This window comes from Williamsia sterculiae (genome assembly GCF_900156495.1).
In the GTDB taxonomy this organism is placed as follows: domain Bacteria; phylum Actinomycetota; class Actinomycetes; order Mycobacteriales; family Mycobacteriaceae; genus Williamsia_B; species Williamsia_B sterculiae.
In genome coordinates, this window is the sequence record NZ_FTNT01000009.1 from 18,191 (window position 1) to 42,634 (window position 24,444).

At 69.1% G+C, this 24,444-nt stretch carries 28 protein-coding genes; 17 read left to right on the forward strand and 11 right to left on the reverse strand.

All coding sequences use genetic code 11. The annotated features are described in order from the left end of the window. Positions 1-4 precede the first annotated feature (4 nt). Entirely contained in the window at positions 5-700 is a 696-nt protein-coding gene (locus BW971_RS14475) for a type 1 glutamine amidotransferase (RefSeq protein ID WP_076480815.1), read from the reverse strand. A 74-nt stretch (positions 701-774) separates the two neighbouring features. Between BW971_RS14475 and BW971_RS14480 the strand changes: the two genes are divergently transcribed. Beyond that, positions 775-2,400, forward strand: coding sequence for an acyl-CoA dehydrogenase family protein (locus BW971_RS14480; protein WP_076480818.1), 1,626 nt, complete (start codon positions 775-777; stop codon positions 2,398-2,400). Positions 2,401-2,414: 14 nt separating this feature from the next. Here the strand turns inward: BW971_RS14480 and BW971_RS14485 are convergent, their stop codons facing one another. Together BW971_RS14485 and BW971_RS14490 are read right to left on the reverse strand one after the other, a co-directional pair. Further along, complete coding sequence (locus BW971_RS14485; RefSeq protein ID WP_076480820.1) at positions 2,415-2,909, reverse strand: SixA phosphatase family protein; 495 nt, start codon at positions 2,907-2,909, stop codon at positions 2,415-2,417. A gap of 3 nt (positions 2,910-2,912) precedes the next feature. Continuing rightward, complete coding sequence (locus tag BW971_RS14490) at positions 2,913-3,200, reverse strand: hypothetical protein (RefSeq protein ID WP_143690393.1); 288 nt, start codon at positions 3,198-3,200, stop codon at positions 2,913-2,915. A gap of 157 nt (positions 3,201-3,357) precedes the next feature. Here BW971_RS14490 and BW971_RS14495 point away from each other — a divergent pair, with 157 nt between their 5' ends. After that, positions 3,358-4,221 carry a DMT family transporter gene (locus BW971_RS14495; protein ID WP_076480824.1) on the forward strand — a complete coding sequence of 288 codons (864 nt, stop codon included), beginning with the start codon at positions 3,358-3,360 and terminating at the stop codon, positions 4,219-4,221. A gap of 6 nt (positions 4,222-4,227) precedes the next feature. Next, entirely contained in the window at positions 4,228-5,073 is an 846-nt protein-coding gene (locus BW971_RS14500) for a DMT family transporter (protein ID WP_076480827.1), read from the forward strand. Positions 5,074-5,099: 26 nt separating this feature from the next. On the opposite strand, the gene BW971_RS14505 is transcribed toward BW971_RS14500, so the two are convergent. From BW971_RS14505 to BW971_RS14515, 3 genes are read right to left on the reverse strand one after another with little or no spacing between them, the layout of a single operon-like run. After that, positions 5,100-6,059 (reverse strand): DUF389 domain-containing protein, encoded by a 960-nt coding sequence (locus tag BW971_RS14505; protein ID WP_076480830.1) that lies wholly within the window; start codon positions 6,057-6,059, stop codon positions 5,100-5,102. Between the two features lie 22 nt (positions 6,060-6,081). Next, positions 6,082-7,461 (reverse strand): FAD-binding oxidoreductase, encoded by a 1,380-nt coding sequence (locus BW971_RS14510; RefSeq protein ID WP_076480833.1) that lies wholly within the window; start codon positions 7,459-7,461, stop codon positions 6,082-6,084. Positions 7,462-7,465: 4 nt separating this feature from the next. After that, the gene (locus tag BW971_RS14515; protein WP_076480835.1) at positions 7,466-7,963 is read right to left on the reverse strand and encodes a flavodoxin domain-containing protein; all 498 of its coding nucleotides are present in this window, start codon (positions 7,961-7,963) and stop codon (positions 7,466-7,468) included. Positions 7,964-8,120: 157 nt separating this feature from the next. Here BW971_RS14515 and BW971_RS14520 point away from each other — a divergent pair, with 157 nt between their 5' ends. The 3 genes from BW971_RS14520 to mmsB are packed head-to-tail and all read left to right on the forward strand — an operon-like array spanning position 8,121 to position 11,728. Then, positions 8,121-9,683 carry a CoA-acylating methylmalonate-semialdehyde dehydrogenase gene (locus BW971_RS14520; protein ID WP_076481165.1) on the forward strand — a complete coding sequence of 521 codons (1,563 nt, stop codon included), beginning with the start codon at positions 8,121-8,123 and terminating at the stop codon, positions 9,681-9,683. Positions 9,684-9,687: 4 nt separating this feature from the next. Further along, positions 9,688-10,851: an acyl-CoA dehydrogenase family protein gene (locus BW971_RS14525; RefSeq protein WP_234974413.1), complete on the forward strand. Its 1,164-nt coding sequence runs from the start codon at positions 9,688-9,690 to the stop codon at positions 10,849-10,851. A 7-nt stretch (positions 10,852-10,858) separates the two neighbouring features. After that, a complete protein-coding gene (gene mmsB, locus BW971_RS14530) occupies positions 10,859-11,728 on the forward strand; it encodes a 3-hydroxyisobutyrate dehydrogenase (protein ID WP_076480839.1) in 870 nt (289 codons plus the stop codon). A 36-nt stretch (positions 11,729-11,764) separates the two neighbouring features. Here mmsB and BW971_RS14535 read toward each other — a convergent pair whose 3' ends face one another. From BW971_RS14535 to BW971_RS14545, 3 genes are read right to left on the reverse strand one after another with little or no spacing between them, the layout of a single operon-like run. After that, entirely contained in the window at positions 11,765-12,259 is a 495-nt protein-coding gene (locus BW971_RS14535; RefSeq protein ID WP_076480841.1) for a MarR family winged helix-turn-helix transcriptional regulator, read from the reverse strand. Continuing rightward, positions 12,256-12,975 carry a uracil-DNA glycosylase gene (locus BW971_RS14540; protein WP_076480844.1) on the reverse strand — a complete coding sequence of 240 codons (720 nt, stop codon included), beginning with the start codon at positions 12,973-12,975 and terminating at the stop codon, positions 12,256-12,258. The genes BW971_RS14535 and BW971_RS14540 overlap by 4 nt, the downstream gene beginning before the upstream one ends. 27 nt (positions 12,976-13,002) lie before the next feature. Further along, entirely contained in the window at positions 13,003-14,169 is a 1,167-nt protein-coding gene (locus tag BW971_RS14545; protein ID WP_076480846.1) for an FAD-dependent oxidoreductase, read from the reverse strand. A gap of 124 nt (positions 14,170-14,293) precedes the next feature. Here BW971_RS14545 and BW971_RS14550 point away from each other — a divergent pair, with 124 nt between their 5' ends. From BW971_RS14550 to BW971_RS14570, 5 genes are all read left to right on the forward strand, one after another. Beyond that, positions 14,294-14,953, forward strand: a complete 660-nt coding sequence (locus BW971_RS14550; RefSeq protein WP_076480849.1) for a TetR/AcrR family transcriptional regulator — start codon at positions 14,294-14,296, stop codon at positions 14,951-14,953. A gap of 106 nt (positions 14,954-15,059) precedes the next feature. Continuing rightward, positions 15,060-15,257 carry a hypothetical protein gene (locus tag BW971_RS14555; protein WP_076480852.1) on the forward strand — a complete coding sequence of 66 codons (198 nt, stop codon included), beginning with the start codon at positions 15,060-15,062 and terminating at the stop codon, positions 15,255-15,257. 10 nt (positions 15,258-15,267) lie between these two features. Then, entirely contained in the window at positions 15,268-15,633 is a 366-nt protein-coding gene (locus BW971_RS22155) for an RNA-binding S4 domain-containing protein (RefSeq protein WP_076480855.1), read from the forward strand. A gap of 35 nt (positions 15,634-15,668) precedes the next feature. Continuing rightward, on the forward strand, positions 15,669-16,235 hold the full coding sequence (locus BW971_RS22160) for a DUF3558 domain-containing protein (protein WP_159441869.1): 567 nt from the start codon (positions 15,669-15,671) through the stop codon (positions 16,233-16,235). Beyond that, positions 16,232-16,789: a DUF3558 domain-containing protein gene (locus BW971_RS14570; protein WP_076480857.1), complete on the forward strand. Its 558-nt coding sequence runs from the start codon at positions 16,232-16,234 to the stop codon at positions 16,787-16,789. The genes BW971_RS22160 and BW971_RS14570 overlap by 4 nt, the downstream gene beginning before the upstream one ends. On the opposite strand, the gene BW971_RS14575 is transcribed toward BW971_RS14570, so the two are convergent. Then, positions 16,758-17,570 (reverse strand): acyl-[acyl-carrier-protein] thioesterase, encoded by an 813-nt coding sequence (locus tag BW971_RS14575; protein WP_143690407.1) that lies wholly within the window; start codon positions 17,568-17,570, stop codon positions 16,758-16,760. The genes BW971_RS14570 and BW971_RS14575 overlap by 32 nt on opposite strands. Before the next feature lie 219 nt (positions 17,571-17,789). On the opposite strand from BW971_RS14575, the gene BW971_RS14580 reads away from it, so the two are divergent. The 3 genes from BW971_RS14580 to BW971_RS14590 are packed head-to-tail and all read left to right on the forward strand — an operon-like array spanning position 17,790 to position 20,825. Beyond that, positions 17,790-19,046 carry a glycosyltransferase family 4 protein gene (locus BW971_RS14580; protein ID WP_076480860.1) on the forward strand — a complete coding sequence of 419 codons (1,257 nt, stop codon included), beginning with the start codon at positions 17,790-17,792 and terminating at the stop codon, positions 19,044-19,046. Then, the gene (locus tag BW971_RS14585; RefSeq protein ID WP_076480862.1) at positions 19,040-19,750 is read left to right on the forward strand and encodes a class I SAM-dependent methyltransferase; all 711 of its coding nucleotides are present in this window, start codon (positions 19,040-19,042) and stop codon (positions 19,748-19,750) included. The genes BW971_RS14580 and BW971_RS14585 overlap by 7 nt, the downstream gene beginning before the upstream one ends. A gap of 4 nt (positions 19,751-19,754) precedes the next feature. Then, positions 19,755-20,825, forward strand: a complete 1,071-nt coding sequence (locus BW971_RS14590) for a prenyltransferase (RefSeq protein ID WP_076480863.1) — start codon at positions 19,755-19,757, stop codon at positions 20,823-20,825. On the opposite strand, the gene BW971_RS14595 is transcribed toward BW971_RS14590, so the two are convergent. Beyond that, complete coding sequence (locus BW971_RS14595) at positions 20,797-21,504, reverse strand: class I SAM-dependent methyltransferase (protein WP_076480865.1); 708 nt, start codon at positions 21,502-21,504, stop codon at positions 20,797-20,799. The two genes, BW971_RS14590 and BW971_RS14595, sit on opposite strands and share 29 nt — an antisense overlap. Before the next feature lie 41 nt (positions 21,505-21,545). On the opposite strand from BW971_RS14595, the gene BW971_RS14600 reads away from it, so the two are divergent. Genes BW971_RS14600 through fadD1 form a run of 3 tightly spaced genes read left to right on the forward strand, consistent with a single transcriptional unit; the run spans position 21,546 to position 24,442 of the window. Next, positions 21,546-22,514 carry an NADPH:quinone oxidoreductase family protein gene (locus tag BW971_RS14600; RefSeq protein WP_076480868.1) on the forward strand — a complete coding sequence of 323 codons (969 nt, stop codon included), beginning with the start codon at positions 21,546-21,548 and terminating at the stop codon, positions 22,512-22,514. A gap of 23 nt (positions 22,515-22,537) precedes the next feature. Then, positions 22,538-22,810: a DUF2277 domain-containing protein gene (locus BW971_RS14605; RefSeq protein WP_076480870.1), complete on the forward strand. Its 273-nt coding sequence runs from the start codon at positions 22,538-22,540 to the stop codon at positions 22,808-22,810. A 51-nt stretch (positions 22,811-22,861) separates the two neighbouring features. Further along, the gene (fadD1, locus tag BW971_RS14610; RefSeq protein WP_076481171.1) at positions 22,862-24,442 is read left to right on the forward strand and encodes a fatty-acid--CoA ligase FadD1; all 1,581 of its coding nucleotides are present in this window, start codon (positions 22,862-22,864) and stop codon (positions 24,440-24,442) included. Positions 24,443-24,444 lie beyond the last annotated feature (2 nt).

The following is a 24,444-nucleotide window of genomic DNA, read 5'->3' on the forward strand; positions in this document are numbered from 1 at the left end:
CGTCTCAGACGTGCTCGCGCAGCCCGACGAACGCGTCGAACAACCGACCGCACCGGGCGGCGTTCTCGTCGGCGGTGTCGACGATCTGCCGTCGCAGCGCCGCGATGTCCACACCCAGGTCGGACTCCAGTGAGGCCGCCTTCGCGTCGGACCAGTCCGCCGTCCACGAATCGAACACGGCGGGCGAGATCTCCGGGTGGAACTGCACCCCCAAGTGTGGCCCGTGGACAAAGGCTTGGGCGGCGGCCGGGTTGCGGGCCACGGTCGTCGCACCGGGTGGGGTGGTGAACCGGTCCCAGTGCATCTGCATCCACGGCCCGCTGTCGACGAGGTCGGCGCGGTCGGACCGTACGGTGACGAATCCGACCTCCGGTGCGGGCGCCGGGCCGACGGTGCCACCGAGTACGCGGCTCAACTGCTGGCCGCCGAAGCAGATCCCGAGGATCGGGGTGTCGGCGGCCAAGGCCGATCGCAGGTAGGCCACCTCGGCGCCCGACCACGACACCGACTCGTCATAGGCCGCCAACGCCGACCCGAGCACGATCACCGAGTGCAGGCTCCCGACGTCGGGCAGGTCGTCGGACGGGTGGGCGATGACCACCTCATGACCCGACGCGGCCACGTGGTCGGCCAACGACCCGGCGTTCGCGCGGCCGCGATCTCGGTCGTCCTCGTGGGCCAGGAACAGCACGGTCGACATACAGCCCAGGGTAGGCCCGCGATCGTGGCAACGACCGGGTGCTGACACCGCCCCCACGGTGAGACACTGGACACATGGTCGACACCCACGAGGTCCTCAATCAGGTTCCGCCGCTGCGCGGGTACAACGCTGCCGACAACCCGTCGCTGGCCGAGGCGGTGGTCGCCGAGGGCGGCGGGTGGGGACTCGACGAGATCACCGAACTGGGTGCCGTCGCCGCGACCGATCGCGCGCAACGCTGGGGTGAGCTCGCCGACCGGCATGAACCGGTGCTACGCACCCACGACCGATATGGCCACCGGGTGGACGAGGTGGAGTACGACCCCGCCTATCACGAGCTGATGCGCACCGCCGTGGAGCACGGACTGCACGGCGCCCCGTGGGCCGACACCCGGCCCGGGTCGCACGTGGTGCGCGCGGCCAAACTGAGCGTCTGGACCGTCGAACCCGGCCACGTCTGTCCGATCTCGATGACCTACGCGGTGGTGCCCGCGCTACGCCACGCGCCCGACCTCGCGGCGGTCTACGAGCCTCTGCTGACCAGCCGGGTCTACGACCCCACCCTCGCGGCCCCGACAGGCAAGGCCGGGATCATCGCCGGGATGTCGATGACCGAGAAGCAGGGCGGCTCGGACGTCCGCGCCAACCGCACGCGAGCGACCCCCACCGGCGACGGCAGCTACCGGATCGTCGGGCACAAGTGGTTCACCTCGGCGCCGATGTCGGACTTCTTCCTGGTACTCGCGCAGGCGCCGGGTGGGTTGAGCTGCTTCTTCCTGCCGCGGGTCCTGCCCGACGGCACACGTAACCGGATGCGTCTGCAACGGCTGAAGGACAAGCTCGGCAACCGCGGCAACGCGTCGTCGGAGGTGGAGTACGACGACGCGACCGCCTGGTTGGTCGGCGAGGAGGGCCGCGGTGTCCGCACCATCATCGAGATGGTCAACCTGACGCGGCTGGACTGTGCGCTGGCCAGCGCGACCAACATGCGCCACGGGCTGACCCAGGCGGTGCATCACGCCACCCATCGGATGGTCTTCGGTGCGCACCTCATCGACCAGCCGCTGATGCGCAACGTGCTCGCCGACCTGGCGATCGAGGCCGAGGCGGCCACCGCGGTCGCCTTCCGGATGGCCGGGGCCACCGACGCCGCCGAACGCGGCGACGAACGCGAAGGACTCATCCGCCGGTTGGCGTTGCCCGCGGTGAAGTACTGGACCTGCAAACGCGCGCCCGCTCATGTCGGCGAGGCGATGGAGTGTTTCGGCGGCAACGGCTACGTCGAGGAGTCGGGGATGCCGCGGCTGTACCGCGAGGCGCCGCTGTACGGCATCTGGGAGGGCAGCGGCAACGTCTCGGCGCTGGACATGCTCCGCGCCATGCTCACCGCCCCGAAGTCGGTGGACGCGGTCTTCGACGAGTTGGAGGCCGCGACCGGTCTCGACGACCGCTACGACGCCAAGCTCGGCGAGTTGAAGCGGCTCCTCGCGGACCACGAGCAGTTGCAGGTGAACGCCCGAATGGTCGCCGAGACGTTGTGCATCACGTTGCAGGGGTCGTCACTGCTGCGCCGCGGTGACCCGGCGGTCGCCGAGGGGTTCGCCGCCTCCCGGCTCGCGGGTCGGCACGGCGGCGCCTACGGCACCCTCCCGCAGGGTCTGGACGTCGGGAAGATACTCGACCGCGTAGCGGTCGGCTGAGGTCTGACCGACAGTCAGGACTCGTCGGGGCGCGGCACCCGCATGCCGATCAGCGTCGACGTGTCGTCGGGCGACAGACCCAGCCGTTCCCACGGCGCCTGCACCCGCAGCACCGCGTACGCGGACGTGGGGAAGTGGTCGATATCGGCAGACGGGTCCAACTCCTGCGCCGTCTGCGGCATCCCCGGTTCGTGTCCCACCACCAGCACGGTCTCGGCGTCGTCGGGGGCGTGTCGCCGGATCGCGGCGAGCACCTCGTCTGCCGTTCCGCCGTAGATGGCGTCGAGGTACTCGGTGGGTGCGTCGACACCGGTACGCTCCAGGGTCTGCCGGGTACGGGTCGCGGTGGAGCACAGCGCGGCGTCCACCTCGAGACCCTCCTCGGCGAACCACTCACCCGCGATCGTCGCCTCGCGACGACCCCGCTGCGCCAACGGGCGGTCGTGGTCGGTGACCCCGGCCGGATAACCGGATTTGCCGTGCCGCATCAGGATGAGCGTGCGGTTCATCGCTCAGGCCACGCCGGAGGTGCGGTCGCTCACACCGTGACGCAGCGCGAGGTGCAGGGTCAGCAGCCGCGCCGTCTCGCGCCAGGCCGCCGCCTCCTGCTCGTGGTGCCGAGCGGTCTCCTCGTCGTCCCGGTCGGCGGCGAGGTCGGCGAGTTCGCAGAGTTCGATCTGCTCGTCACGGCTGTGTTCCACGAGGGCGATGACGTCGGCATCCGGGCCGTCGATCGCGCGGAGTTGCGCGCGGGTCAGCGTCATCAGCCGTTCCAGGTCGGCGACAACGGTCTGGGGCATGAGTCCACGGTAGGCCACCGCGCGCGAGTAGCGGTGTCGTCGGTCGAGCGTGTCGACACCGGTGGGCGTCCGGCAGTTCGGCCGATCGAATCGACCCCGGAGGAACGGGCACAGAGGAAATGGGCACACGTGGCGACCGGCCGGTAGCCTCTGCCTGGTGCATGTCCTTCTCCCCATAGTGCTGGCCTTGGTGTCGGCTCTGTTGGTGGCGATCGGCACGCTCGTCCGGCAACGCTCCTCCACGTCGTCGGGTGGGATCACCAAGCGTTGGTGGATCGGCGTCGGCATCGCCGCGCTGGGCTTCGTCGTGCAGGCGGTCGCACTGGGTCTCGGCACCCTGCTGCTGGTGCAGCCGCTGATCGTCCTGTCGGTGTTGTTCGCGCTACCGATGGAGGCATATCTCGACCATCGGCGTCTGAGCTTCCACGAGTGGAAGTGGGGAATCATCCTCACCGTCTGCGTGGCGGCGTTCGTCGCGCTGGCCTTGCCCACCGGCAACAAGAACCTGGCTTCCGGACCCACCGTGGCGTACAGCACCGTCGTGGTGATCGCCATCCTGGTCGCGCTGGTGGTCGGTGCGAAGTTCGCGTCCCCGCACTACCGGGCCCTGCTGTTCGGATCGGCGTCCGGTCTGCTCACGGGGGTGCAGTCGTTCCTGGTGAAGATCGTCACCGGGCAGTTCTCCGACGGCATGGCGACACCGTTCCTGCACCCTGAGCTGTACCTGATCATCGTGGTGGCGCTGGGGTCGGTGGTGACCCAGCAGTTGGCGTTCGCCGCCCACGACCTGCAGACGTCGTTCCCGGCGATGACGGTCATCGAACCGGTCAGCGCGATGGCGTTGGGGGTCGCCCTGCTCGGCGAACGCACCCAGACCGGTCTGATCGGTGCGCTGGCCGCGTCCGTGGTGTTCCTGGTGATGCTGTGGGCGGTGGTGGTGCTGGCCAAACACGCCGCCGAACGCGAAGGGGAGTACGAGACCCCACATGTCGCGGTCGAACACGATCGACACGCGGCCTGACGCGCCATGCACACCTGGCTCCCCGCGTTGCTGGCTGTCTGCTCGGCCTTCGTCATCGCCCTCGGTACGGTGCTGCGGCAGCGCTGCTCCACCCGCGAGGGGGCGCCCACCGCCGGCTGGTGGTTCGGCGCCGGGATCGCGGTGGCGGGGTTCGGCCTGATGGTGGCGGCTCTGGCCCTCGGGTCGGTGCTGCTGGTGCAGCCCCTCGTGGTGCTTGCGGTGCTGTTCGCCATGCCAATGGAGGCCTGGCTCGACCACCGTCGCCCCCGCCGGATCGAGTGGATCTGGGGTGGTGTGCTGGTGGCCGCCGTCGCGGTGTTCCTGGTCATCGCCGACCCCGAGTCGTCGGATCGTCGACCCGACCACGTCGTGATAGGCGGCTCGATCGGTGGGGTGTTCCTGCTGGTGGTGTTGTTGGTCATCGCGGCCGAGCGGTCGTCCACGCACTATCGGGCCCTCTGTTACGGGCTGGGTGCAGGCGTGCTGTTCGGGGCGTCGGCGATCGTGGTCAAGGCAGCTGCGTACCAGGTGTTGCACCGTGGCATCGGCGTCTTCGCGCATCCGGAGATCTACCTGTTCGCCGTGGCCGCGACCGGTGCGGTGGTGGCGCAGCAACGCGCGTTCGGCGCGGGGGAGTTGCAGACGTCGTTCCCCGCGATGTCGGTCACCGAACCCGCGACCGCGATGCTGCTCGGCGTCTTGCTGCTCGGTGAGGTGGTCGACGCCGGTTGGTGGCGCGCGATCATCATGGTCGTCATGCTTCTGCTGATCATGCGGTCGGTGGTGCAGTTGGCCAAGGCGTCCGCGATGCGCGAGACGGGTCAGGACAACGACGACCCGGTCCGGGTCTGACCTGGGCGGGGTCGACGGCGCCGCGGTCAGTCGTGCCGGATCCGCCCCAGCAGACGCACCCGGTACGCCGCGACGCGAACCCACACCTGACGCTGCACGGCGAGGGTCGCCGCCCCGGCGAGCGCCATCCCCACCAGGTTGAGCAACAGCTGCGCGGTGCTGCCGACGATCGCTTCACGCACCCCGAAGACGATGCCGAGCGCGATGTTGCCCGCGGCGGGGATGGTGGTCACCGAGATGAACACACCGGACAGGCCACCGAGACGCGCCGAGGTCAGCGACAACACCCCGGCCGCCCCGGCGATCACCGCGACCAGGAACGACCACTTGTCGGGGGTGTAGATGAAGTGCGTACCCGGGCGCGGTCCGGTCACGTCGTCGACGACCACCCACCCCAGCGTCCGGGCGATCAGTGCACACACGATGCAGAACACTATGGCGACGGTGAATCCGCCGATCAGCGCGGTGATGGCCCGCCGCAGCAGGGTCCACCGCTTGCGGACCAGTGCGACACCCAGGGCGGCCACCGCCCCGAATTCCGGACCGAGCACCATCGCCCCGATCAACAGGATCGTCGAATCCAACACGATGGCGATGGTGGTCAGCACGGTGGCGAGACACATGAAGGTGGCGAAGATCCAGTTGAACTCGGAGTCGTCGTACGCCTGCTGGGTGACCTGACTCCACACCACCGCGTCGGCACCCGCGCCCGGAGTCCGCTCGTCGGCCTGGAAACCACGACTCGAGATCCAGGTGGGGATGGTGGTGACGTGGATGCTGCCCTCGTGTTGGATCCCCCAGTCGCGGAGACGATCGATCACCGCGTCGGCACCTTCGCGCGACACGTCGGCCTCGACCACGTCACCGGGCGGGTCGACAGCGGCACCACGCACCATCGTGACCGTGCTGACCGCGGGATCGGTGGTGAGCAGTTCGACGAGGTCGCCGCTGCGGCACGCGGGTGCGACGATCCGCAGGTGCAGCATCAGCGCAGGATACGACGACTCGTCAGAGCATCACGCCGGGATTGAACAGCCCGTCCGGGTCGAGGGCGTTCTTGATGACCGCGGTCAGCTCCATCACGTCCGGCCCCACCTGGTCTGGCAGCCACGCCTTCTTGAGTCGACCCACCCCGTGCTCGCCGGTGATGGTGCCGCCGAGCCCGATGGCCAGGTCCATCACCGCACCGAAGGCCACCTCGGCGCGTTGGTGCTCGTCCGCGTCCTCGGGGTCGAAGACGATCAGCGGGTGGGTGTTGCCGTCACCGGCGTGCGCGATGACGGAGATCGTGACCCGTTGCCGATCGGCGATGGCCGCGATCCCGTCGATGAGGGTCGGCAGCGCGGGCAACGGCACGCCCACGTCCTCGAGCAGCAGCGACCCGGTGCGCTCGAGAGCCGGGATGGCCATCCGGCGGGCCGCGGTGAAGGCTTCCCCCTCGGCGGCGTCGTCGGTGGCGAACACCTCGGCAGCCCCGTGCGCGGTGAAGGCGCGGGTGATGATCTCCACCTCGGCGGCCGCCGCGGGCCCCACGGCATCGGACTGGGCGACGAGCATGGCGCCCGCGGTACGGTCGAGCCCCATCCGCAGGTGGTCCTCGACGGCGTTGATGGCCACGCCGTCCATGAACTCCAGCATGGCCGGGCGCATCTCGGCGGTGACGGCCAGCACCGCGGCACATGCGGCGTCCACGTCGGCGAAGCCGGCGACCACCGTGGCGGCGGGCGGTTGCGGGGGCAACAGCCGCAGGGTGACCTCGGTGATGATGCCCAGTACCCCTTCGCTACCCACGAACAGTTTGGTCAGCGACAGTCCTGCGGAGTCCTTGAGCCGGTTGCCGCCGAGCGCCACGGCGCGGCCGTCGGCCAGCACCACCTCCAGGGCGAGCACGTAGTCGGTGGTCACGCCGTACTTGACACAGCACAGGCCGCCGGCGTTGGTGGCCACGTTGCCGCCGATCGAGCAGATCTCGAACGACGACGGGTCGGGCGGATACCAGAGCCCGGCCGCCGCGGCCGCGGCCTTGACCTCGGAGTTGAACAACCCGGGCTGCACCACCGCGGTTCTGGTCGCGGTGTCGATGCGGAGCTCACGCATCTTCTCGGTGCAGATCATCACGGCGCCGTCGACGGCGGTCGACCCGCCGGACAGGCTGGTCCCCGCGCCGCGGGTGATCACCGGGACCCGGTGGGTCGCACACCACCGGACCACCGTCTGCACCTGGTCGGTGGTGTGCGGGCGGATGAGGGCCAGCGGGGTACCCGCCTGCGGGTCGAAGGCCCGGTCCTGCCGGTACCCGCCGACGATGTCGGGGTCGGTGACCACCATGCCGGGTGGGAGCGACGACGCCAGCGCCGTGACGGTGGGTGTGGCTGTGACGTGGGTCATGTCGTCAGCGTAACGGCGTGACGACGGGGACGGATCGGCCCGCGGTCACCGAATGCCGGGTGATCAGTGGGGAGATCGTCGCGGCCCACTCCGCGCCCTGACGGGCCGGCCGTATCGCCGAGGAGTTGTCGTGACGGGCGTGTTCACCCACCTGGGTCGCGCCGAGATCGCCGAGTGTCTCGGCGATCAGTTCGCCACCGCGGTTGAAGGTGTCCTCGTAGATGATGTCGCCGAGTCCGAACACCGCAAAGGTCAGATGCGTCAGGTCGGGTCGTTCGTCGGTGAGCGCCTCGATGAACGGCTCGGCGCCGCTGGGCACCTCCCCTTCGCCGTAGGTCGAGCAGACGGTGACGAGGAACCCCACGTCCTCGAGGTCGCCGATGTCGAAGTCGGACATGTCGTAGACCGACGGCGCGTGGTCGCGGGACAAGACGTCGGCGATGGCGTCGGCGACGAGTTCGGCGGTACCGGTCTCGGTGCCGTAGAGGACGAGTAGGGACATCGGAGCTCCCGTCGGTACGAAGCGGTGGGTCTGGCCGAGAATAGAGGAAAGGCTTGCCTAACAGAAATGTCCGCAGATATTTACTAGGATATGCAAGTATACTGTGGTGTGGAACACGCAGCCCGAGACGGACCCACAACAACCCCCGGAGGTGACGATGACCGTGCAGATCCCCCACCTGGTCAACGGTGAACGGACCATGAGCCCGGCAGGTGACACGACGCCGCGCACCGCTGAGGTGCTCAATCCCAGTACCGGGGCGGTGCGGGGGCAGGTGGCGATGGCGACCGCCGCCGATGTCGACGCGGCGGTCGCCTCCGCGGCGGTTGCGCAGCGCGCCTGGGCGGCCTGGAATCCGCAGCGTCGGGCGCGGGTGATGATGCGGTTCGTCGACCTGGTCAACCAGAACGCCGACGAGTTGGCCGAGTTGCTCTCCGTCGAACACGGCAAGACCGTGGCCGATGCCCGCGGCGACATCCAGCGCGGCGTCGAGGTGATCGAATTCGCCATCGGCGCACCGCACCTGCTCAAGGGCGAGTACACCGTGGGGGCGGGTGCGGGAATCGACGTCTACTCGGTGCGCCAACCGCTGGGCGTGGTCGCGGGCATCACCCCGTTCAACTTCCCGGCGATGATCCCGCTGTGGAAGGCGGGCCCGGCGCTGGCGTGTGGCAACGCGTTCATCCTGAAACCCAGCGAGCGGGATCCGTCGGTGCCGCTGCGGTTGGCGGAACTGTTCGTCGAGGCGGGTCTGCCCGCCGGGGCGTTCCAGGTGATCCAGGGCGACAAGGAGGCCGTCGACGCGTTGCTGGCCAACCCGGACGTCGCGGCCATCGGCTTCGTCGGCAGCTCCGACATCGCGCAGTACATCTACGCCACCGCGACGGCGAACGGCAAACGTGCCCAGTGTTTCGGTGGCGCGAAGAACCACATGATCGTGATGCCCGACGCCGATCTCGACCAGGCCGTGGATGCGTTGATCGGCGCCGGGTACGGCAGCGCGGGTGAGCGGTGCATGGCCATCAGTGTGGCGGTACCGGTGGGTGAGGAGACCGCGGACCGGTTGCGGGAGCGGCTGGTCGACAAGATCGCCGGGTTACGGGTGGGGCACAGTCTCGATCCCAAGGCCGATTACGGCCCGCTGATCACGCCTGCGGCGCTGGAGCGGGTGCGCGGTTACCTCGCCGCCGGTGTCGAGGCCGGGGCCGAGATGGTGGTCGACGGACGCGAACGGGCCAGCGACGACCTGCAGTTCGGTGACGACAGCCTCGCCGGCGGCAACTTCATCGGGCCCACCCTGTTCGACCACGTCACCCCCGACATGTCGATCTACACCGATGAGATCTTCGGCCCGGTGCTGTGCATCGTGCGCGCGGCCGACTACGAGGAGGCGTTGGCGCTACCGTCGGAACACGAATACGGAAACGGCGTGGCGATCTTCACCCGCGACGGCGACGCCGCCCGCGACTTCACCGAACGGGTGCAGGTGGGCATGGTCGGGGTGAACGTGCCGATCCCGGTCCCGGTGGCGTACCACACCTTCGGCGGCTGGAAACGGTCCGGCTTCGGCGATCTCAACCAGCACGGACCGGCGTCGTTCCAGTTCTACACCAAGGTCAAGACCATCACCTCACGCTGGCCGTCGGGCATCAAGGACGGGGCGAGCGGAGCGACGGGGTATGACGGCAGCGCTGAGTTCTCCATCCCGACGATGGAGTGACGGGGTGTTCGAACTCGATGACGACGAACGGGTGATCACCGAGACCGCGGCGGCGTTCGCGGCGAAACGGTGGGCGCCGTTCGCCCTCGACTGGGACGCCGCCGCGCATTTCCCGGTGCGGGAGTTGCGCGAGGCGGCCGACTTGGGCATGGGGGCGATCTACTGTCGCGAGGACGCCGGGGGCAGCGGGTTGCGCCGACTCGACGGGGTGCGGATCTTCACCGAGTTGGCCGCGGCCGATCCGGCGGTCGCGGCCTTCCTGTCGATCCACAACATGTGCGCCTGGATGATCGACAGCTACGGGACCGGCGAACAACGCACGACCTGGGTGCCGCGTCTCGCCTCGATGGACACCATCGCCAGCTACTGCCTGACCGAACCGTCGGCGGGGTCGGATGCCGCGGCGCTGCGTACCCGGGCGGTCCGCGACGGTGACCACTATGTGCTCGACGGGGTCAAGCAGTTCATCTCCGGTGCCGGGGTGTCGGACGTGTACGTGGTGATGGCCCGCACCGGGGGCGACGGATCCAGGGGCATCTCCGCCTTCGTCGTCGACAAGGACACCCCCGGAATGAGTTTCGGTGCGCAGGAACGCAAGATGGGCTGGCATGCGCAACCCACCGCCCAGGTGGTCCTCGAGGGCGTGCGGGTGCGCGCGGACCGGTTGCTCGGTGGGGTGGAGGGCGCCGGTTTCGGTATCGCGATGAACGGTCTCAACGGCGGGCGGATCAACATCGCCGCCTGTTCGCTGGGTGGTGCACGCACCGCCTACGAGAAGGCCGCGGCCTACCTGGCCGACCGGGAGGCGTTCGGCGGCAGCCTCATCGACGAGCCGACCATCCGGTTCACGTTGGCCGACATGGCCACCGCCCTGGAGAGCTCACGACTGCTGCTGTGGCGGGCCGCCTCCGCCCTCGACGCGGGCGATCCCGACGCGGTGATGCTCTGCGCGATGGCCAAGCGACACGTCACCGACAGCTGTTTCACCGTCGCCGATCAGGCACTGCAACTGCACGGCGGTTACGGCTATCTCGAGGAGTACGGCATCGAGAAAATCGTCCGGGATCTGCGGGTTCATCGCATCCTGGAGGGGACCAACGAGATCATGCGGGTGGTGATCGGACGCGCCGAGGCGAGTCGGGTCAGACGCGCAGCCGGAAGGAACTGACAACGCCATGAGCACCATCGCATTTCTCGGACTCGGCAACATGGGCGGCCCGATGGCCGCGAACCTGGTGGCTGCCGGACACACCGTGCACGGGTACGACCCGGTCCCCGCCGCCGCGGAGCGCGCCGCGGCGACCGGGGTCACCGTGTTCCCGGCCGGGCTGGAGGCGGTGATGGACGCCGCGGTGGTGATCACCATGCTGCCCAGCGGTGAACTGGTCCGCCGGTGCTACGACGAGATCCTGCCCGGGGCGCAGACGGGCGCGCTGTTCATCGACAGTTCCACCATCTCCGTCGACGACGCCCGCACGGTTCACCAGATCGCAGGCGATGCGGGCCACGCCCAGCTCGACGCACCGGTCTCGGGTGGGGTCAAGGGGGCCACCGCGGGCACCCTGGCGTTCATGGTCGGCGGCACCGAGGCGGCGGTCACCGCCGCCCGCCCGATCCTGGAACCGATGGCGGGCAAGGTGATCCACTGCGGCGCGACCGGGAGCGGGCAGGCGGCCAAGGTGTGCAACAACATGGTGCTGGCCGTGCAGCAGATCGTGGTCGGCGAGGCCTTCGTCCTCGCCGACAAACTGGGCTTGTCCGCCCAGTCGCTGTTCGACGTCATCACCGGGGCCACCGGGAACTGTTGGGCGGTGCACACCAACTGCCCGGTGCCCGGTCCGGTGCCCACCTCACCGGCCAACCACGACTTCCGGCCCGGTTTCGCCACCGCGCTGATGCACAAGGACCTCGGTCTGGCCATGGATGCGGTGCGATCGACCGCATCGGTGGCGCCACTGGGTACCCACGCGGCGGAGATCTACGCGGCGTTCGTCGTCGACCACGGTGGGGAGGACTTCAGCGCGATCATCGAGACCCTGCGCTGAGCACTGCGGCGCGGTCGGTTCGGACGAGGTGAGGGTTCAGAAGTCGCCTTCGTCGCGACGTAACGTCTCGATCGCCGACGCCAGCGCCCGTGACTCCTCGGGGGAGAGTCCGGTGTCGGCGAACACCTCGTCGTTGAGGGTGATCGTCGCCTCCTCCACGGTGGACCGCCCGATCGGGGTGATGCGGACCAGGGTGGTACGACCGTCGGTGGGGTGGGGGATGCGCTCCACGAGACCGTTGGCCTCCAGCCGCCGGATGGCGTGGGTGACGCTGGTGACGTGCACCTGCAGTCGGTCGGATGCCTTGGTGATCGGAAGTGCCCCGGTGCGGGTGAAGGCCAGCAACCGCAGCAGCTCGAAGCGGGAGAAGCTGAGGTCGTACGGGCGTAATGCGTTCTCCACCCGTGCCAACAGGATCTGGTGGGCACGCATCACCGAGGTCACCGACACCATGCCATCGGCCACCGCACCCCAGCCGGCGCGTTCCCAGTTCTGCCGGGCCAGCGCGATGGGGTCGACCTCGCTGCTCATCGCCGACCACCCCCGGTGATGCCCGCCGCGGTCTTCGCCTGCGCCAGCACCTCTTCGAGCATGGACGGGGTCAGCCGTCCGGTGAACGTGTTCTGTTGGCTCACGTGGTAGCTGCCGATGAGGGTGACCGGCGGTACGTGATCGCCGTACAGCACCACCTGCGCTCCGTGGCCGAACCTCGGTTGCGGGCGCGGGATCCGCCAACCGTGATCGCGGAGCACCCGCAACGCCGCCGCCCAGCCGAAACCGCCCAGGGTCATCACCACCCGCATCGTCGGGGCCAGTAGGTCCAGCTCGGCGTGCAGCCAATCCGCGCAGGTGTCGCGCTCCTCGACGGTCGGCTTGTTGTCCGGCGGCGCGCAGTGCACCGGCGCGGTGATGCGGGTGTGGTAGAGCTGCAGGCCGTCGTCGTGCGCGGTGGACGTGGGCTGGTTGGTCAGGCCGACCGCGTACAGCGCGGCGAACAGGACGTCGCCGCTGCGGTCACCGGTGAACATCCGGCCGGTGCGGTTACCGCCGTGTGCCGCAGGGGCTAGGCCGAGGATGAGGAGTTCGGCGTCGGCCGGACCGATACCGGGAACCGGTAGCCCCCAATATGTCTCGTCCCGATACGCCGCACGCTTGGTGTTCGCGACCTCCTCGCGCCAGGCCACCAGGCGAGTGCAGGCCCGGCACTGCACCAGAGCGGAATCCATGGCGGCGAGGTCGGTGTACATCGTCCGGCCAGTCTAGCGATCACCGCGTCAGCCGATCGGCGCCGCGTCCACCGGGTCGGGTCCGATGAGCTCCATCAGACCGTACGGCGCGGTCTCGCCCAGGCACAGGTCGAGCACGTGCCGGGCCTGCACCGCGAACGAGGCGCTGCGGGCGAACATCGTCTCCTCGTAGGCGGCGAGGGCGGCGTCCGTGTCATCGGGGTGCTCGACGATGGCCATGGCCAGTTCGGCGCCGTCGAGCATGGCCAGGTTGGCACCGTCTCCCGACGGTGGCATCAGGTGGGCGGCGTCGCCGAGCAGGGTCACACCCGGTACCCGAGCCCACCGGTGGTCGTCGGGCAACGAGTAGATCTTGCGGGGGACCGGCGCGGTGTCGGTTGCGGTGACCAGTGCGGTGAGCTCGGGCGCCCATCCGTCGAACTCGGCCGCGACGCGGGCGGTGGCGGCCGCGGGATCGGTGAAGTCGATGCCGTCGACCCAGTCGGAAGGGCGCTGCAACTGGGCGTAGGCGTGCAGTATGTCGCCGCTCTCGCGGTGGGCGGTGATGCCCTGTCCGGGGGTCAGTGCGAACATGCCGCCCTCGCCGACCATCGTCGCGATGGCCGGATGACTGTGCTCCACGTCGTGCAGGTAGGTCTCGATGAACACCGCTCCGGCGTAATCCGGGGTGGCGTCGGACAGCAGCGGACGCACCCTCGACCACGCGCCGTCGGCACCGACCAGCAATTCGGCGACCGCGGTCGACCCGTCGGCGAACGTCAGCTCGTGACCTGCATCGGGCAGGGGACGGATGGCCGTCACCTTGTGACCCCAGCGGACGGTGCCGTCGGGAAGCGAGTCGAGCAGGATGCGGCGCAGGTCGCCCCGCAGCACCTCCGGACGTCGGCCCGAACCGTCGTCCGGCTCGTCGAGCAGCAGGGTGGCGTTCGCGTCGACGAAGCGGGTGGCCTCCGCGCCCTCGTCGATGATGGCCCGGAACTCGGCGGTGAGTTCGGCGGCCGCCAACGCGGCCTGACCGTCCTCGATGTGGATGTCCAACCGTCCGCCCTGGGTACGGGACTCGGGTGACGGGTCGGCCTCGTAGACGGTGACGGGGATGCCGTGCACGTGCAGCACGCGGGCTGCGACGAGTCCGCCGAGTCCGGCGCCCACGATGGCGATGGATGGTGTGGGGGTTGCGTCTCCGACAGTCATGGTCGTTCCTCTCTTCACATTCACGAGTCGTTCTCAGGGAGTCGAGCGTCGGGACCGAACACCTCTGGAACGACGTTCCAGGAGAGAGTTTGGAACGGCGTTCCAGAAATGTCAAGATGGAGTGATGAGTACCGGTCGACGCACGGAGTCGCTGTCCAAGGACCGCATCGTGGCCGCGGCCATCGAGATCCTCGATGCCGAGGGCGAACGGGCGCTGACCTTCCGCGCCCTGACGGCGCGGTTGCGGACGGGGGCGGGCGCGCTCTACTGGCACGTCGCCGACAAGGGGGATCTGCTCGCCGCCGCGGCCGACGAGATGGTCGCGCGGGTGACGGACGCCGCGCCGGGAGCGGCGGCACCGGACGAGGCGATCCGGGTGCTGGCGCTGGGGATCTTCGACGCCATCGATGACCACCCGTGGGTGGGTACCCAGTTGTCGAGCGCACCGCGTCAGCCCGGCATGCTGAGGATCTTCGAGGCCGTCGGCAGCCGGGTGCAGGCACTCGGTGTGCCCTCAGCCGCACAGTTCGACTGCGCCTCGGCGTTGGTGAACTACGTGCTGGGTGTCGCCGGTCAGAACGCGGCGAACAGTCGTGCCGCGACGGCCCGCGAACTCGGACGGACGGCATTCCTGCAGACGATCGCCGACGACTGGGCCGGTCTCGACCCGCAGGAGTACCCGTTCGTCACCCAGGTGGCCGACCGGGTCCGCGACCACGACGACCGTGAACAGTTCCTCGCGGGCATCGACCTCATCCTCGCGGGCATCGCCGCCTCCCACTGACCCGTCGAGCGGGCCGACATCCCCGCCGAGCGGGCCGACAGCCCCGCCGAGCGGGCCGAGAGTCCGGGTCGCACCCGGTGCCGCGCCGCATCCGTACCCTGGACCCATGGCACGTGAGATCGATCCCGCGCGACGTCGAGCGAACCGCGACGTGGTCCGTCAGAACCCCGGCATGGTGGCGTTCGCCGTATCGCCGGCAATTCTGGTGTTCGCGGGCGTCTGGTGGGCGCTGGGCTTCTGGATCGCGGTGATCGCGGCAGTGGCGGTGGGCGGCGCGACCGCCTACTACTTCCTGCGCAGATGAGTGCGGTCGGATGAGCACGGTCCGGGTCGACAGCTGGATCTGGGCGGTCCGTCTGACCAAGACGCGGTCCCAGGCCGCGAGCGCCTGCCGAGCCGGACATGTACGGATCAACGGCGTCACAGCGAAGCCCGCCGCGCAGGTCGCCATCGGTGACGAGATCCGGTTGCGGGCGGCAGGACGGGAGCGGATCGTCGAGGTCACCCGGCTGATCGGCAAGCGCGTCGGTGCGCCGGTGGCCGCCGAATGCCTCATCGACCGCAGCCCGCCACCGCCACCGCCCGAGATCCGGGCGACCCTCCCCGTGCGCGACCGCGGGGCCGGACGACCGACCAAACGCGAACGGCGCGATACCGACCGCCTCCGTGGTCGAGTCTGACCGTGCCCCCGTCGGTGCGCACTACACTTGCGCAGGTGTTCGGCTGGACTCGAGGCAATCCCCGACGATCGGTGGCGCTGCTGGCGCTGGCCGTCGCGCTGACGACACCGCTGGCCGCCTGTTCGGACGACTCGGGCGACTCCGCACCCGCGACCGCCGCGAGCCCGACCGCCCAGGCTGGATCGGGGCCGTTCTTCGGTCATTGCGGCAACATCACCTCTCAGGAGGTGACCACCATCTCCGGGCTGCCCGGACTCACCAACACCGTCAACAACTCGTCCGGGTGCGAGTGGACCTCCGGCGATGTCACCGGCCCGCATCTGTCGTTCAACTGGTACCGCGGCAGCCCCATCGGACGCGAACGCTCCACCGAACAGCTCTCCCGCCCGACGGTCAAGGACATCTCCGTCGGCGGCGCACCCGGATTCCTCGCCTCCGACCTGGGCATCTGCGAGATCGGGATCGACTTCGGCGCCGACTTCGTCGAATGGTCGCTGTCGACCGGTACCACCAGCGGGCAACAGCCCTTGCGGACCACCGACCAACTCTGTGACTCGGCGACCCAGCTGTCCACGCTGACCGTGCAACGAGGTCAGAGATGAGGCGCCGTACCGTCGCGACCGCGCTCACGCTGCTGGCGTTGTTGGCCCTCGCGCTGACGGGCTGCACGCGCACCGTCGACGGTGACCCGGTCGCGGTCGGCGGTTCCGGCGGCGGACAGGCCCAGGGCAACGTCGACACCGACCAGTTCGACCGCTTGTTGCTCGAGTGTTCGCTGGTCAAACCCGAGCAGATCGCGCAGATCGTCGGCGGCAGCGGTGCCGAGTCCACCTTCAACGGTGCCATCTGCCGCTGGCTGGTCGCCGGTGCTGTCACCGCCGACGTCACGTTCAACTGGTTCGAGAACGGCACCATGCAGGTGGAGAAGGACACCGCCAAGCGGCTCGGCTACACCACCGAGAACGTCCGGGTGGCCAGCCAGGCCGCGTTCACCCAGCGCGACCCGAACCGCCCGGCCGCCTGTGCGGTCACCGCCAAGTCGCCGGACCGCGGGATCTACACGTGGTGGGTCGAACCGCGCACCACCGCGGCCACCGGTGACCCGTGTGAGGCGCCGACCAAGCTCATGGAGTTGGTGCTGCGCGGAGGTCAGTGATACTGACCGTCGCGGCCACCTGCTGGCCGCCCTCGTTGTCGCCGATGAGCATCCAGATCAGCAGTCGGTGGGCTTCCCGACGCCTGCGCAGGATGATCCGCACCCCCGGCACGATCGGCCGTAGGTACTCGATGACCGCACGGTGTGGACCGGCGACGAGATCGGCGTGGCTCTGCAGTTCGTCTTCCACCGCCGCCCAGTAGGCGGCGTTGTTCAGATGTTTGAACGCGTCGAAATCCGTACTGCGCAGGATGTGTTCGCGATCCTCGGGTGCCAGGTCGGACAGTTCACCCGCTTCCGGCAGCGGATCCGGGTGCATCGTCTTCCACTTCAGACGATGTTCGTGGGTCATCTCCGCGAGTAGGTCGAAACCCTCGTCACTCAGCCGGGTGGGCATACCCTTCTCGTTGACCAGGATCCAGAAGGCCTCGGTCTCGATGCGACCCGCAGGCCGTGGTTCGGGATTGAACCGATTCGTCTCGTGGTCCGCGCGGATGGACACCCGCATGTTCGTCCACCGGGTCGACAGTCCACCGCACCATCGCTGCAGGGTGACGTTCCCCGGCCAACCGATCGGCTCGATCACGTCGATCACGGTTCGCCGGACGATCCAGAACGGGTCGGTGTCGTGGAACGGCGTCGCCTCGAGGTTGTCGTTCGCGATGTCCTGCAGGTAGCGGGCCACCGTGTCCAGGCGTACCCGCATCTCCTGATCCACGTCACCGGTGCGGATGCGGTAGGTCGCCTCGTAGAAGCGCGACCCCGGCAGACGTTCGCTCATCGTGCTGGCGACCTCGGGCTGGGCTGTGTCATGGGGCACGCGGTCTACAGTAAGCGCACACCGGACCCGTGCAGGTTCGCTCCGCACCATTCGCCACGGCGCGGACGAGCGACGTCGGGCTCCGCACGTGAAGATGGACCCCAGCGCGTGCCGCCGCTTTCGACGCGTGAAGATGAACGGGGTCCCCGGCGTGTCGGGTACTCGGACGAGAGGGGTTACGTGCGCATCGCTCTGCTCTCATATCGCAGCAAGCCGCATTCCGGGGGGCAGGGCGTCTACGTTCGACACCTGAGTCGTGAGCTGGTGCGGCTGGGACACGAGGTGGAGGTGTTCTCCGGCCAGCCCTATCCCGACCTCGACCCCGGGGTGCGGTTGACCCAGGTGCCGAGCCTCGACCTCTACGGACCGCCGAAGCCGTTCCGCACGCCCCGACCGCGCGAGATCCGGGACTGGATCGACGTGCTCGAGGTGCTGACCATGTGGACCGCAGGCTTCCCCGAGCCGCTGACGTTCAGCCTGCGCGTGGCCCGCCTCCTGAAGCACCGCGTGCGCGACTTCGACGTGGTCCACGACAACCAGTGCCTCGGCTACGGACTGCTGCGGATCCAGCGATTCGGGATGCCGCTGATCGCCACCATCCACCACCCGATCCACCGCGACCGCACGCTCGCGGTGAAGGCGGCCAGGGGATGGCGCAAACTGACCGCGATGCGCTGGCACGGCTTCCTGCGGATGCAGACCAGGGTGTCGCGGCGACTGCCCGAGATCCTGACCGTCTCGCGCAGCAGCGAGGTCGACATCCGCAAGTCCTTCGGCGTGCCCGCCGCGCGCATCACCACCATCCCGCTCGGCGTGGACACCGAACTGTTCCTGCCCGCGGAGACCCGGACCCCCGGGAGGGTCGTCAGCATCGCGTCGGCCGACGCACCGCTCAAAGGGGTCGCGTACCTCGTCGAGGCCATCGCGAAGGTCGCCGTCGAACATCCCGAGGTGGAACTGCACCTGGTCTCCCCGCTGTCGCCCGACGGACCCACCGCGCGACGGATCCGTGAACTCGGCATCGCCGACCGGGTGCGGGTCCGGGCCGGACTGGACGACGCGGAGATCGCCGCACTGTTGGCCTCGGCGTCGATCGCCTGCGTGCCGTCGCTGTACGAGGGGTTCTCACTACCCGCGGTGGAGGCCATGAGTTGCGGCACCCCGCTGGTCGCGACCACCGCCGGGGCGATACCCGAGGTCGTCGGGGACCGTGAGGAAGCCGCGGTCCTGGTCGCACCCCGCGATTCCGGGGCGCTGGCCGCGGCGATCTCCCGGTTGCTCGACGACCCGGCATCGCGGGCCCGCCTCGGGGCCGGCGGACTGGCCCGGGTGGCCGAGCGCTACAGCTGGTCGGCGGTGGCCGCGCGGACCGCCGACGAATACCGTCGCGTCATCGACGCGGGATCGCGCGAACAGGAAGGGACCGTGCAGTGCTGACCGTTGACTTCGACCGACTCGGTGTCGGGCCGGACACCAGGGCCATCGACATCGGGGCGGGTCAGGGACGCCACTCGTTCGAGATGTTCCGGCGCGGTGCCGACGTGATCGCCTTCGACCAGTCGGAGTCGGATATGGCCGCAGTGGCCGAGATGTTCGACGCGATGATCGCCGAGGGTGAGGTGCCCGCGTGGGCCAAGGCGCGTGCCGAGGTCGGCGACGCACTGCATCTCCCGTACGCGGACAACAGCTTCGATCTGGTGTTGATGTCGGAGATCCTCGAACACGTCCCCGCCGACACCGCCGCGATCGCCGAGATGGTCCGTGTGCTGGCCCCGGGCGGCCATGCCGCGGTCACCGTGCCCCGCTACTGGCCGGAGAAGGTCTGCTGGCAACTGTCGGATGCGTACCACCAGGTGGAGGGCGGCCACGTACGCATCTACAAGGCCGACGAACTCGCGTCGTCGCTGACCGCGGCCGGACTGGAGGTGGTGGGCAGGTCCCATGCGCACGCCCTGCACAGTCCGTACTGGTGGATCAAATGTGCTGTGGGCGTGGACAACGACACCAATCCGCTGGTCAAGGCCTACCACAGGATGCTGGTCTGGGACATGCTCGCGGCGCCGCGGGTGACCAGGACGGCGGAGCGGTTGCTCGACCCGGTGCTCGGCAAGAGCGTCGTGCTGTATCTGCGGAAGCGCTGACCGCGTGCGTGTTCCCGCCCTCGACGAGGTCCTGACCGCCGCGGAGTGTCTGGCCACCGGGCGGGCCATCGCGGCGATGCAGGAGGACACGGGGGCGTTGCCGTGGTTCCCAGGCGGGCAGACCGATCCGTGGGACCACGTGGAATCGGCGATGGCGCTGTCGGTGACCGGTCGATTCGCGGAGGCCGAGGGTGCCTACGAGTGGTCGCGCCGGACCCAGCGCGAGGACGGATCGTGGCCCATCCGCACCGAACTCGGTGTGGTCACCGACGCGAACACCGACAGCAACTTCTGCGCCTACGTCGCGGTGGGGGTGTGGCACCATTTCCTGATCACCGGGGATCATCGCTTCCTGCAACGGATGTGGCCGACGGTGCGTGGGGCGATCGAGCTGGTGTTGGCCTTTCAGGCCGACAGCGGTGAATTCTACTGGGCGGCAGAGCATCCGCTGCCCCCTCAATCCGCACCTCACACCGGGATGCTCCGGTCTGCCCTCATCACCGGTAACGCCAGCATCCATCAGTCGCTGGGGTGCGCGGTCGAGGTCGCCGAGGAACTCGGCCGACCGCAGGAGACGTGGCTGACCGCGCAGCGACGGCTGGGACACGCGCTGCGCAGCCATCCGGAGCTCTTCGCACCCAAGTCGGAGTACTCGATGGATTGGTACTACCCGGTGCTCGGTGGTGCGGTCCGCGGCAGGCGGGGTCAGGAACTCATCGCCGAACGCTGGCACGACTTCGTGGTCACCGATCTGGGGATCCGCTGCGTCGATCACCGGCCGTGGGTCACCGGCGCCGAGACGTGCGAACTGGCGCTGGCGCTGGATGCGTTGGGCGACACCGCCGACGCGGCGGCGCTCCTGGCCGACATGCAACACCTGCGCGACCCGGACGGTGCCTACTGGACCGGGCTGGTGTTCGCCGACGGCAAACGCTGGCCGGTGGAGAAGAGCTGTTGGACGTCGGCGGCGGTTGTCCTCGCCGCCGACGCGATCAGCCGCACCACTCCCGCCAACGGAATCTTCCGGGACGCCGAGTCCGACGAGGTCAGGGTCGGGTACTGCTGCTCGGCCTGACGCGCTGGAGCACGCGCAGCGACCCCTCGACGCCGACCTCGGTGAACTCCCCGGTCGACAGGGCACGTTGGTAGATCTCGAAGGGTGGCCGACCACCGTCGGCGGGATCGGGGAACACGTCGTGGATGAGCAACGCGCCACCGACCCGCACCCACGGCGACCACCCCGCCAGGTCGGTCTGCGCCGCCTGACTGCTGTGACCACCGTCGATGAAGACGAGGTCGACGGGCCTACCCCAGACGCGAGCGGCCGACGCCGAGGTGCCGATCAACGCGAGTACCGAATCCTCCAAACCCGCGTCCCACATGGTCCGGCGGAACCGCGCCGACGTGTCCAGGGTCCCGGTGTGGGGGTCCACCAACGCGGTGTCGTGGTAGTCCCAGCCCGGTTGGTGCTCCTCGGAGCCGCGATGATGATCGACGGTCACCACCAGCGCCCCCGCCGACTCCGCGGCGGTACCGAGGAACACCGTCGACTTGCCGCAGTAGGTGCCGATCTCCACACCGAGACCCACCGAGTCGTCGCGCGACAGGTAATCCGCGGCAATGCGATAGAGGGTGAGGGCCTCCTCGAAGGGCATGAATCCGGGTACGTCGTCGGCCACCTGTAGCCGATGCGGGGAAGGGCGGTCCGTCGCGCCGGGAGGTCCTGTCTGCGTGCCGGGAGATCCTGCTGTCATGACAGCGAACCCTACCGGCGGCCGGGCGTAGGGTTGCCCGCATGAAGGCCCAGATACTCAGTGCAGAGACCGGTCCCGACGCCCTCGAGCTCCGCGACGTCCCTGATCCGCAGCCCGCCGGCGACCAGGTGCTGGTGGACGTACAGGCCTGCGGGATCTGTTTCCCGGACCTGCTGATGAGCCAGGGCAAATACCAGTTGCGGGTGCCGACTCCGTTCACCCCCGGTACCGAGGTGGCCGGCGTGGTGTCGTGGGTACCGGAGGGGTCGCCGGTGCAGCTCGGAGACCGGGTGCTGGTGGCTTCCATCGTCGGTGGTTTCGCCGAGAAGGTCGCCGCGTCACCGCAGCAACTGTTGCCGCTGCCGGAGGGTCTTGACTTCACACAGGGGGCCGCACTGGGCATCAACTTCCAGACGGCCCTGTTCGCGTTGAGTACTCGGGCCGCGGTGCAACCGGGGGAGACGGTCGCCGTTCTCGGTGCTGCGGGTGGGGTCGGCGTCGCGACCATCTCGGTGGCCAAGGCTCTGGGCGCGCGCGTGATCGCGGTGGTCCACCGCACGGGTGCGGCCGACATGCTCACCCGTCTCGGCGCCGACGAGGTCGTGCAGCTCGAGGACGGGTGGGGTGATCGGATCAAGGAGCTGACCGGGGCCGGCGTGGACGTGTTGGTCGACCCGTCGGGCGGTGAGGTGTTCGACGAGGCGTTGCGGCAGGTCGCACCCGACGGTCGCTACGTGGTGGTCGGGTTCGCGGCGGGTGGCATCCCCTCGGTCAAGCTGAACCGGGTGCTGTTCCGCAACATCTCGATCGTCGGCGCCGCCTGGGGTGAATACGTGCGCACCCACCCCGACCTACCCGCCCGGCTGCACGACGAACTGACCGCGATGATCGCCGCCGGCCTGCGACCCCCGGTGAACGTCACCTACCCGCTGGCGGATCTGCCCTCGGCGTTGACCGACCTCGCCGAGGGGCGGATCCTGGGTAAGGCAGTGGTCACCACCGCCGACTGATCGGCCGAACAGGAGTTCACATCATGTGCCGGAACATCACCGAACTGCGCGGGTTGGCCCCGCCCGCGACCGACACCGAGATCGAGGCCGCCGCACGTCAGTACGTGCGCAAGGTCAGCGGGATCACCAAGACCTCGTCGAACAACGAGGCCGCCTTCGAACGGGCCGTCGCCGCGGTCACCGCCGCGACTCACGAGTTGCTCGCCGAGCTGCCTCAGCGTCGGCAGCCGCCGAAGAGCGTGCCGCCGCTGCGTCGTCCGGAGGTACAGGCGCGAATCGCCGCCCGCGGCGCCTGAGGCCGTCATACCCTGTCTCCCGGGAGGGAGGCGAGCCGGTTGCCGGAGACCATGCAGCAGCTGTTGAGGACGCGGGCGAGCGAGGAGACCGTCGCGGTCCGCGTCGCCGATCGTGCGCAGAGCTGGCGCGAGCACATCCGCGAGGCCGAACAGATCGCGTCCGCCATCCTCGCCATGGCCGACACGAGCCGACCGATGCACGTGGGAACCCTGCTCGGCAACACCCCGGCGATGCTCGGTGCGCTGGCGGCCGGTGGACTGGGCGGTTTCACGCTGTGCGGCATCAACACCAGCCGACGCGGTGCCGGGCTGATCCGCGACATCCGCATCGCCGACGTCCAGATCTTGTTGGTCGACGACCGTCATCTACCTCTGCTGACGGGCCTGCCCATCGGCGACGTGCGGGTGGTGAACGTCGACAGTGGCGAATGGCACCGGCTGGTGGACCGGGCGGGGCCGTTGCGGCCGTACCGAGAGACCACCGCGACCGACGTCTTCATGCTGATCTTCACCTCGGGTACCAGTGGGGATCCCAAGGCCGTACAGGTGTCGGAGATGATGGTGGCGATCGGGGGCACCATGTTGGCCGATCGCCTCGCCTTGAGCGGCCGCGACGTGTGCTATCTGCCGATGCCGCTGTTCCATTCGGCAGCGGTGATCGCGGGGTGGGCGACCGCTGTGGGCGCGGGCGCGACGATGGTGCCCGCCCAGTTCTCCGCGTCGGGATTCCTCGCCGACGTCAGGCGCTACTCGGTGACCTACCTGCACTACGTGGGCACGGCGCTCGCCTACATCCTCACCACCCCGGAGCGCGACGACGACGCCGACAACCCTCTCCGAACCGCCTTCGGAAACGAGGCGTCGGACCGCGATATCGCCGACTTCGGGCGGCGCTTCGGTGTCGACGTGACCGACGGTTTCGGGTCGACCGAGAACGGTGTCATCGTGACCCGGGTCCCGGGTACGCCGCCCGGTTCGATCGGGCAGGGTCTGCCTGGCGTCGCGGTGTTCGACTCGGCGACGGTGACCGAATGCGCCGCAGCGGAATTCGATGCCGACGGAATCCTGGTGAACCCGGAGCACGCGGTCGGTGAACTGGTCAACACGACCGGCAGGGGGTTCTTCACCGGTTACTACAACGATCCCGCCGCCGAGGCCGACCGCATGCGGCACGGCATGTATTGGTCGGGCGACCTGGCTTATCGGGACGCCGGGGGCTGGATCTATCTGGCCGGGCGCACGGCGGACTGGATGCGGGTGAACGGGGAGAACCTGGCCGCCGCGCCGATCGAGCGGATATTGCGTCGTCACCCCGCGATCAGTCAGTTGGCGGTCTATGCGGTACCCGACCCGCATATCGGTGACCAGGTGATGGTCGCCCTGGTGTTGCGACCCGGTGAGGGCATCACCACCCGGGCGTTCACCGACTTCCTTGCCGCACAGTCGGATCTGTCGCCGAACGCGTGGCCGCGGTGGGTTCGGTTCCCTCGGGAGCTGCCGGCGACGGCGACCAACAAGATCATCAAGCGTCAGCTGATCGGCGAGAGGGTCACCGTCGGCGGCGAGATGTTGTGGCAGCGTGCGGAGCGCGGCACCTCGTATGCCGACGTGGCTGGGAGGACGCCGGTGTGACC

Bases quoted from the DNA above. Each gene is read 5' to 3' on its own strand.
- BW971_RS14575 (WP_143690407.1), bottom strand. From the start codon at position 17,570: ATGAGCGAACGTCTGCCGGGGTCGCGCTTCTACGAGGCGACCTACCGC.
- BW971_RS22155 (WP_076480855.1), top strand. From the start codon at position 15,268: ATGAGCACGGTCCGGGTCGACAGCTGGATCTGGGCGGTCCGTCTGACC.
- BW971_RS14540 (WP_076480844.1), bottom strand. From the start codon at position 12,975: ATGTACACCGACCTCGCCGCCATGGATTCCGCTCTGGTGCAGTGCCGG.
- BW971_RS14515 (WP_076480835.1), bottom strand. From the start codon at position 7,963: ATGTCCCTACTCGTCCTCTACGGCACCGAGACCGGTACCGCCGAACTC.
- BW971_RS14520 (WP_076481165.1), top strand. From the start codon at position 8,121: ATGACCGTGCAGATCCCCCACCTGGTCAACGGTGAACGGACCATGAGC.
- BW971_RS14545 (WP_076480846.1), bottom strand. From the start codon at position 14,169: ATGACTGTCGGAGACGCAACCCCCACACCATCCATCGCCATCGTGGGC.
- BW971_RS14535 (WP_076480841.1), bottom strand. From the start codon at position 12,259: ATGAGCAGCGAGGTCGACCCCATCGCGCTGGCCCGGCAGAACTGGGAA.
- BW971_RS14505 (WP_076480830.1), bottom strand. From the start codon at position 6,059: ATGCTGCACCTGCGGATCGTCGCACCCGCGTGCCGCAGCGGCGACCTC.
- BW971_RS14475 (WP_076480815.1), bottom strand. From the start codon at position 700: ATGTCGACCGTGCTGTTCCTGGCCCACGAGGACGACCGAGATCGCGGC.
- mmsB (WP_076480839.1), top strand. From the start codon at position 10,859: ATGAGCACCATCGCATTTCTCGGACTCGGCAACATGGGCGGCCCGATG.
- BW971_RS14600 (WP_076480868.1), top strand. From the start codon at position 21,546: ATGAAGGCCCAGATACTCAGTGCAGAGACCGGTCCCGACGCCCTCGAG.
- BW971_RS14555 (WP_076480852.1), top strand. From the start codon at position 15,060: ATGGCACGTGAGATCGATCCCGCGCGACGTCGAGCGAACCGCGACGTG.
- BW971_RS14480 (WP_076480818.1), top strand. From the start codon at position 775: ATGGTCGACACCCACGAGGTCCTCAATCAGGTTCCGCCGCTGCGCGGG.
- BW971_RS14510 (WP_076480833.1), bottom strand. From the start codon at position 7,461: ATGACCCACGTCACAGCCACACCCACCGTCACGGCGCTGGCGTCGTCG.
- BW971_RS14550 (WP_076480849.1), top strand. From the start codon at position 14,294: ATGAGTACCGGTCGACGCACGGAGTCGCTGTCCAAGGACCGCATCGTG.
- BW971_RS14490 (WP_143690393.1), bottom strand. From the start codon at position 3,200: ATGCCCCAGACCGTTGTCGCCGACCTGGAACGGCTGATGACGCTGACC.
- fadD1 (WP_076481171.1), top strand. From the start codon at position 22,862: ATGCAGCAGCTGTTGAGGACGCGGGCGAGCGAGGAGACCGTCGCGGTC.
- BW971_RS14595 (WP_076480865.1), bottom strand. From the start codon at position 21,504: ATGACAGCAGGATCTCCCGGCACGCAGACAGGACCTCCCGGCGCGACG.
- BW971_RS14500 (WP_076480827.1), top strand. From the start codon at position 4,228: ATGCACACCTGGCTCCCCGCGTTGCTGGCTGTCTGCTCGGCCTTCGTC.
- BW971_RS14605 (WP_076480870.1), top strand. From the start codon at position 22,538: ATGTGCCGGAACATCACCGAACTGCGCGGGTTGGCCCCGCCCGCGACC.
- BW971_RS14570 (WP_076480857.1), top strand. From the start codon at position 16,232: ATGAGGCGCCGTACCGTCGCGACCGCGCTCACGCTGCTGGCGTTGTTG.
- BW971_RS14485 (WP_076480820.1), bottom strand. From the start codon at position 2,909: ATGAACCGCACGCTCATCCTGATGCGGCACGGCAAATCCGGTTATCCG.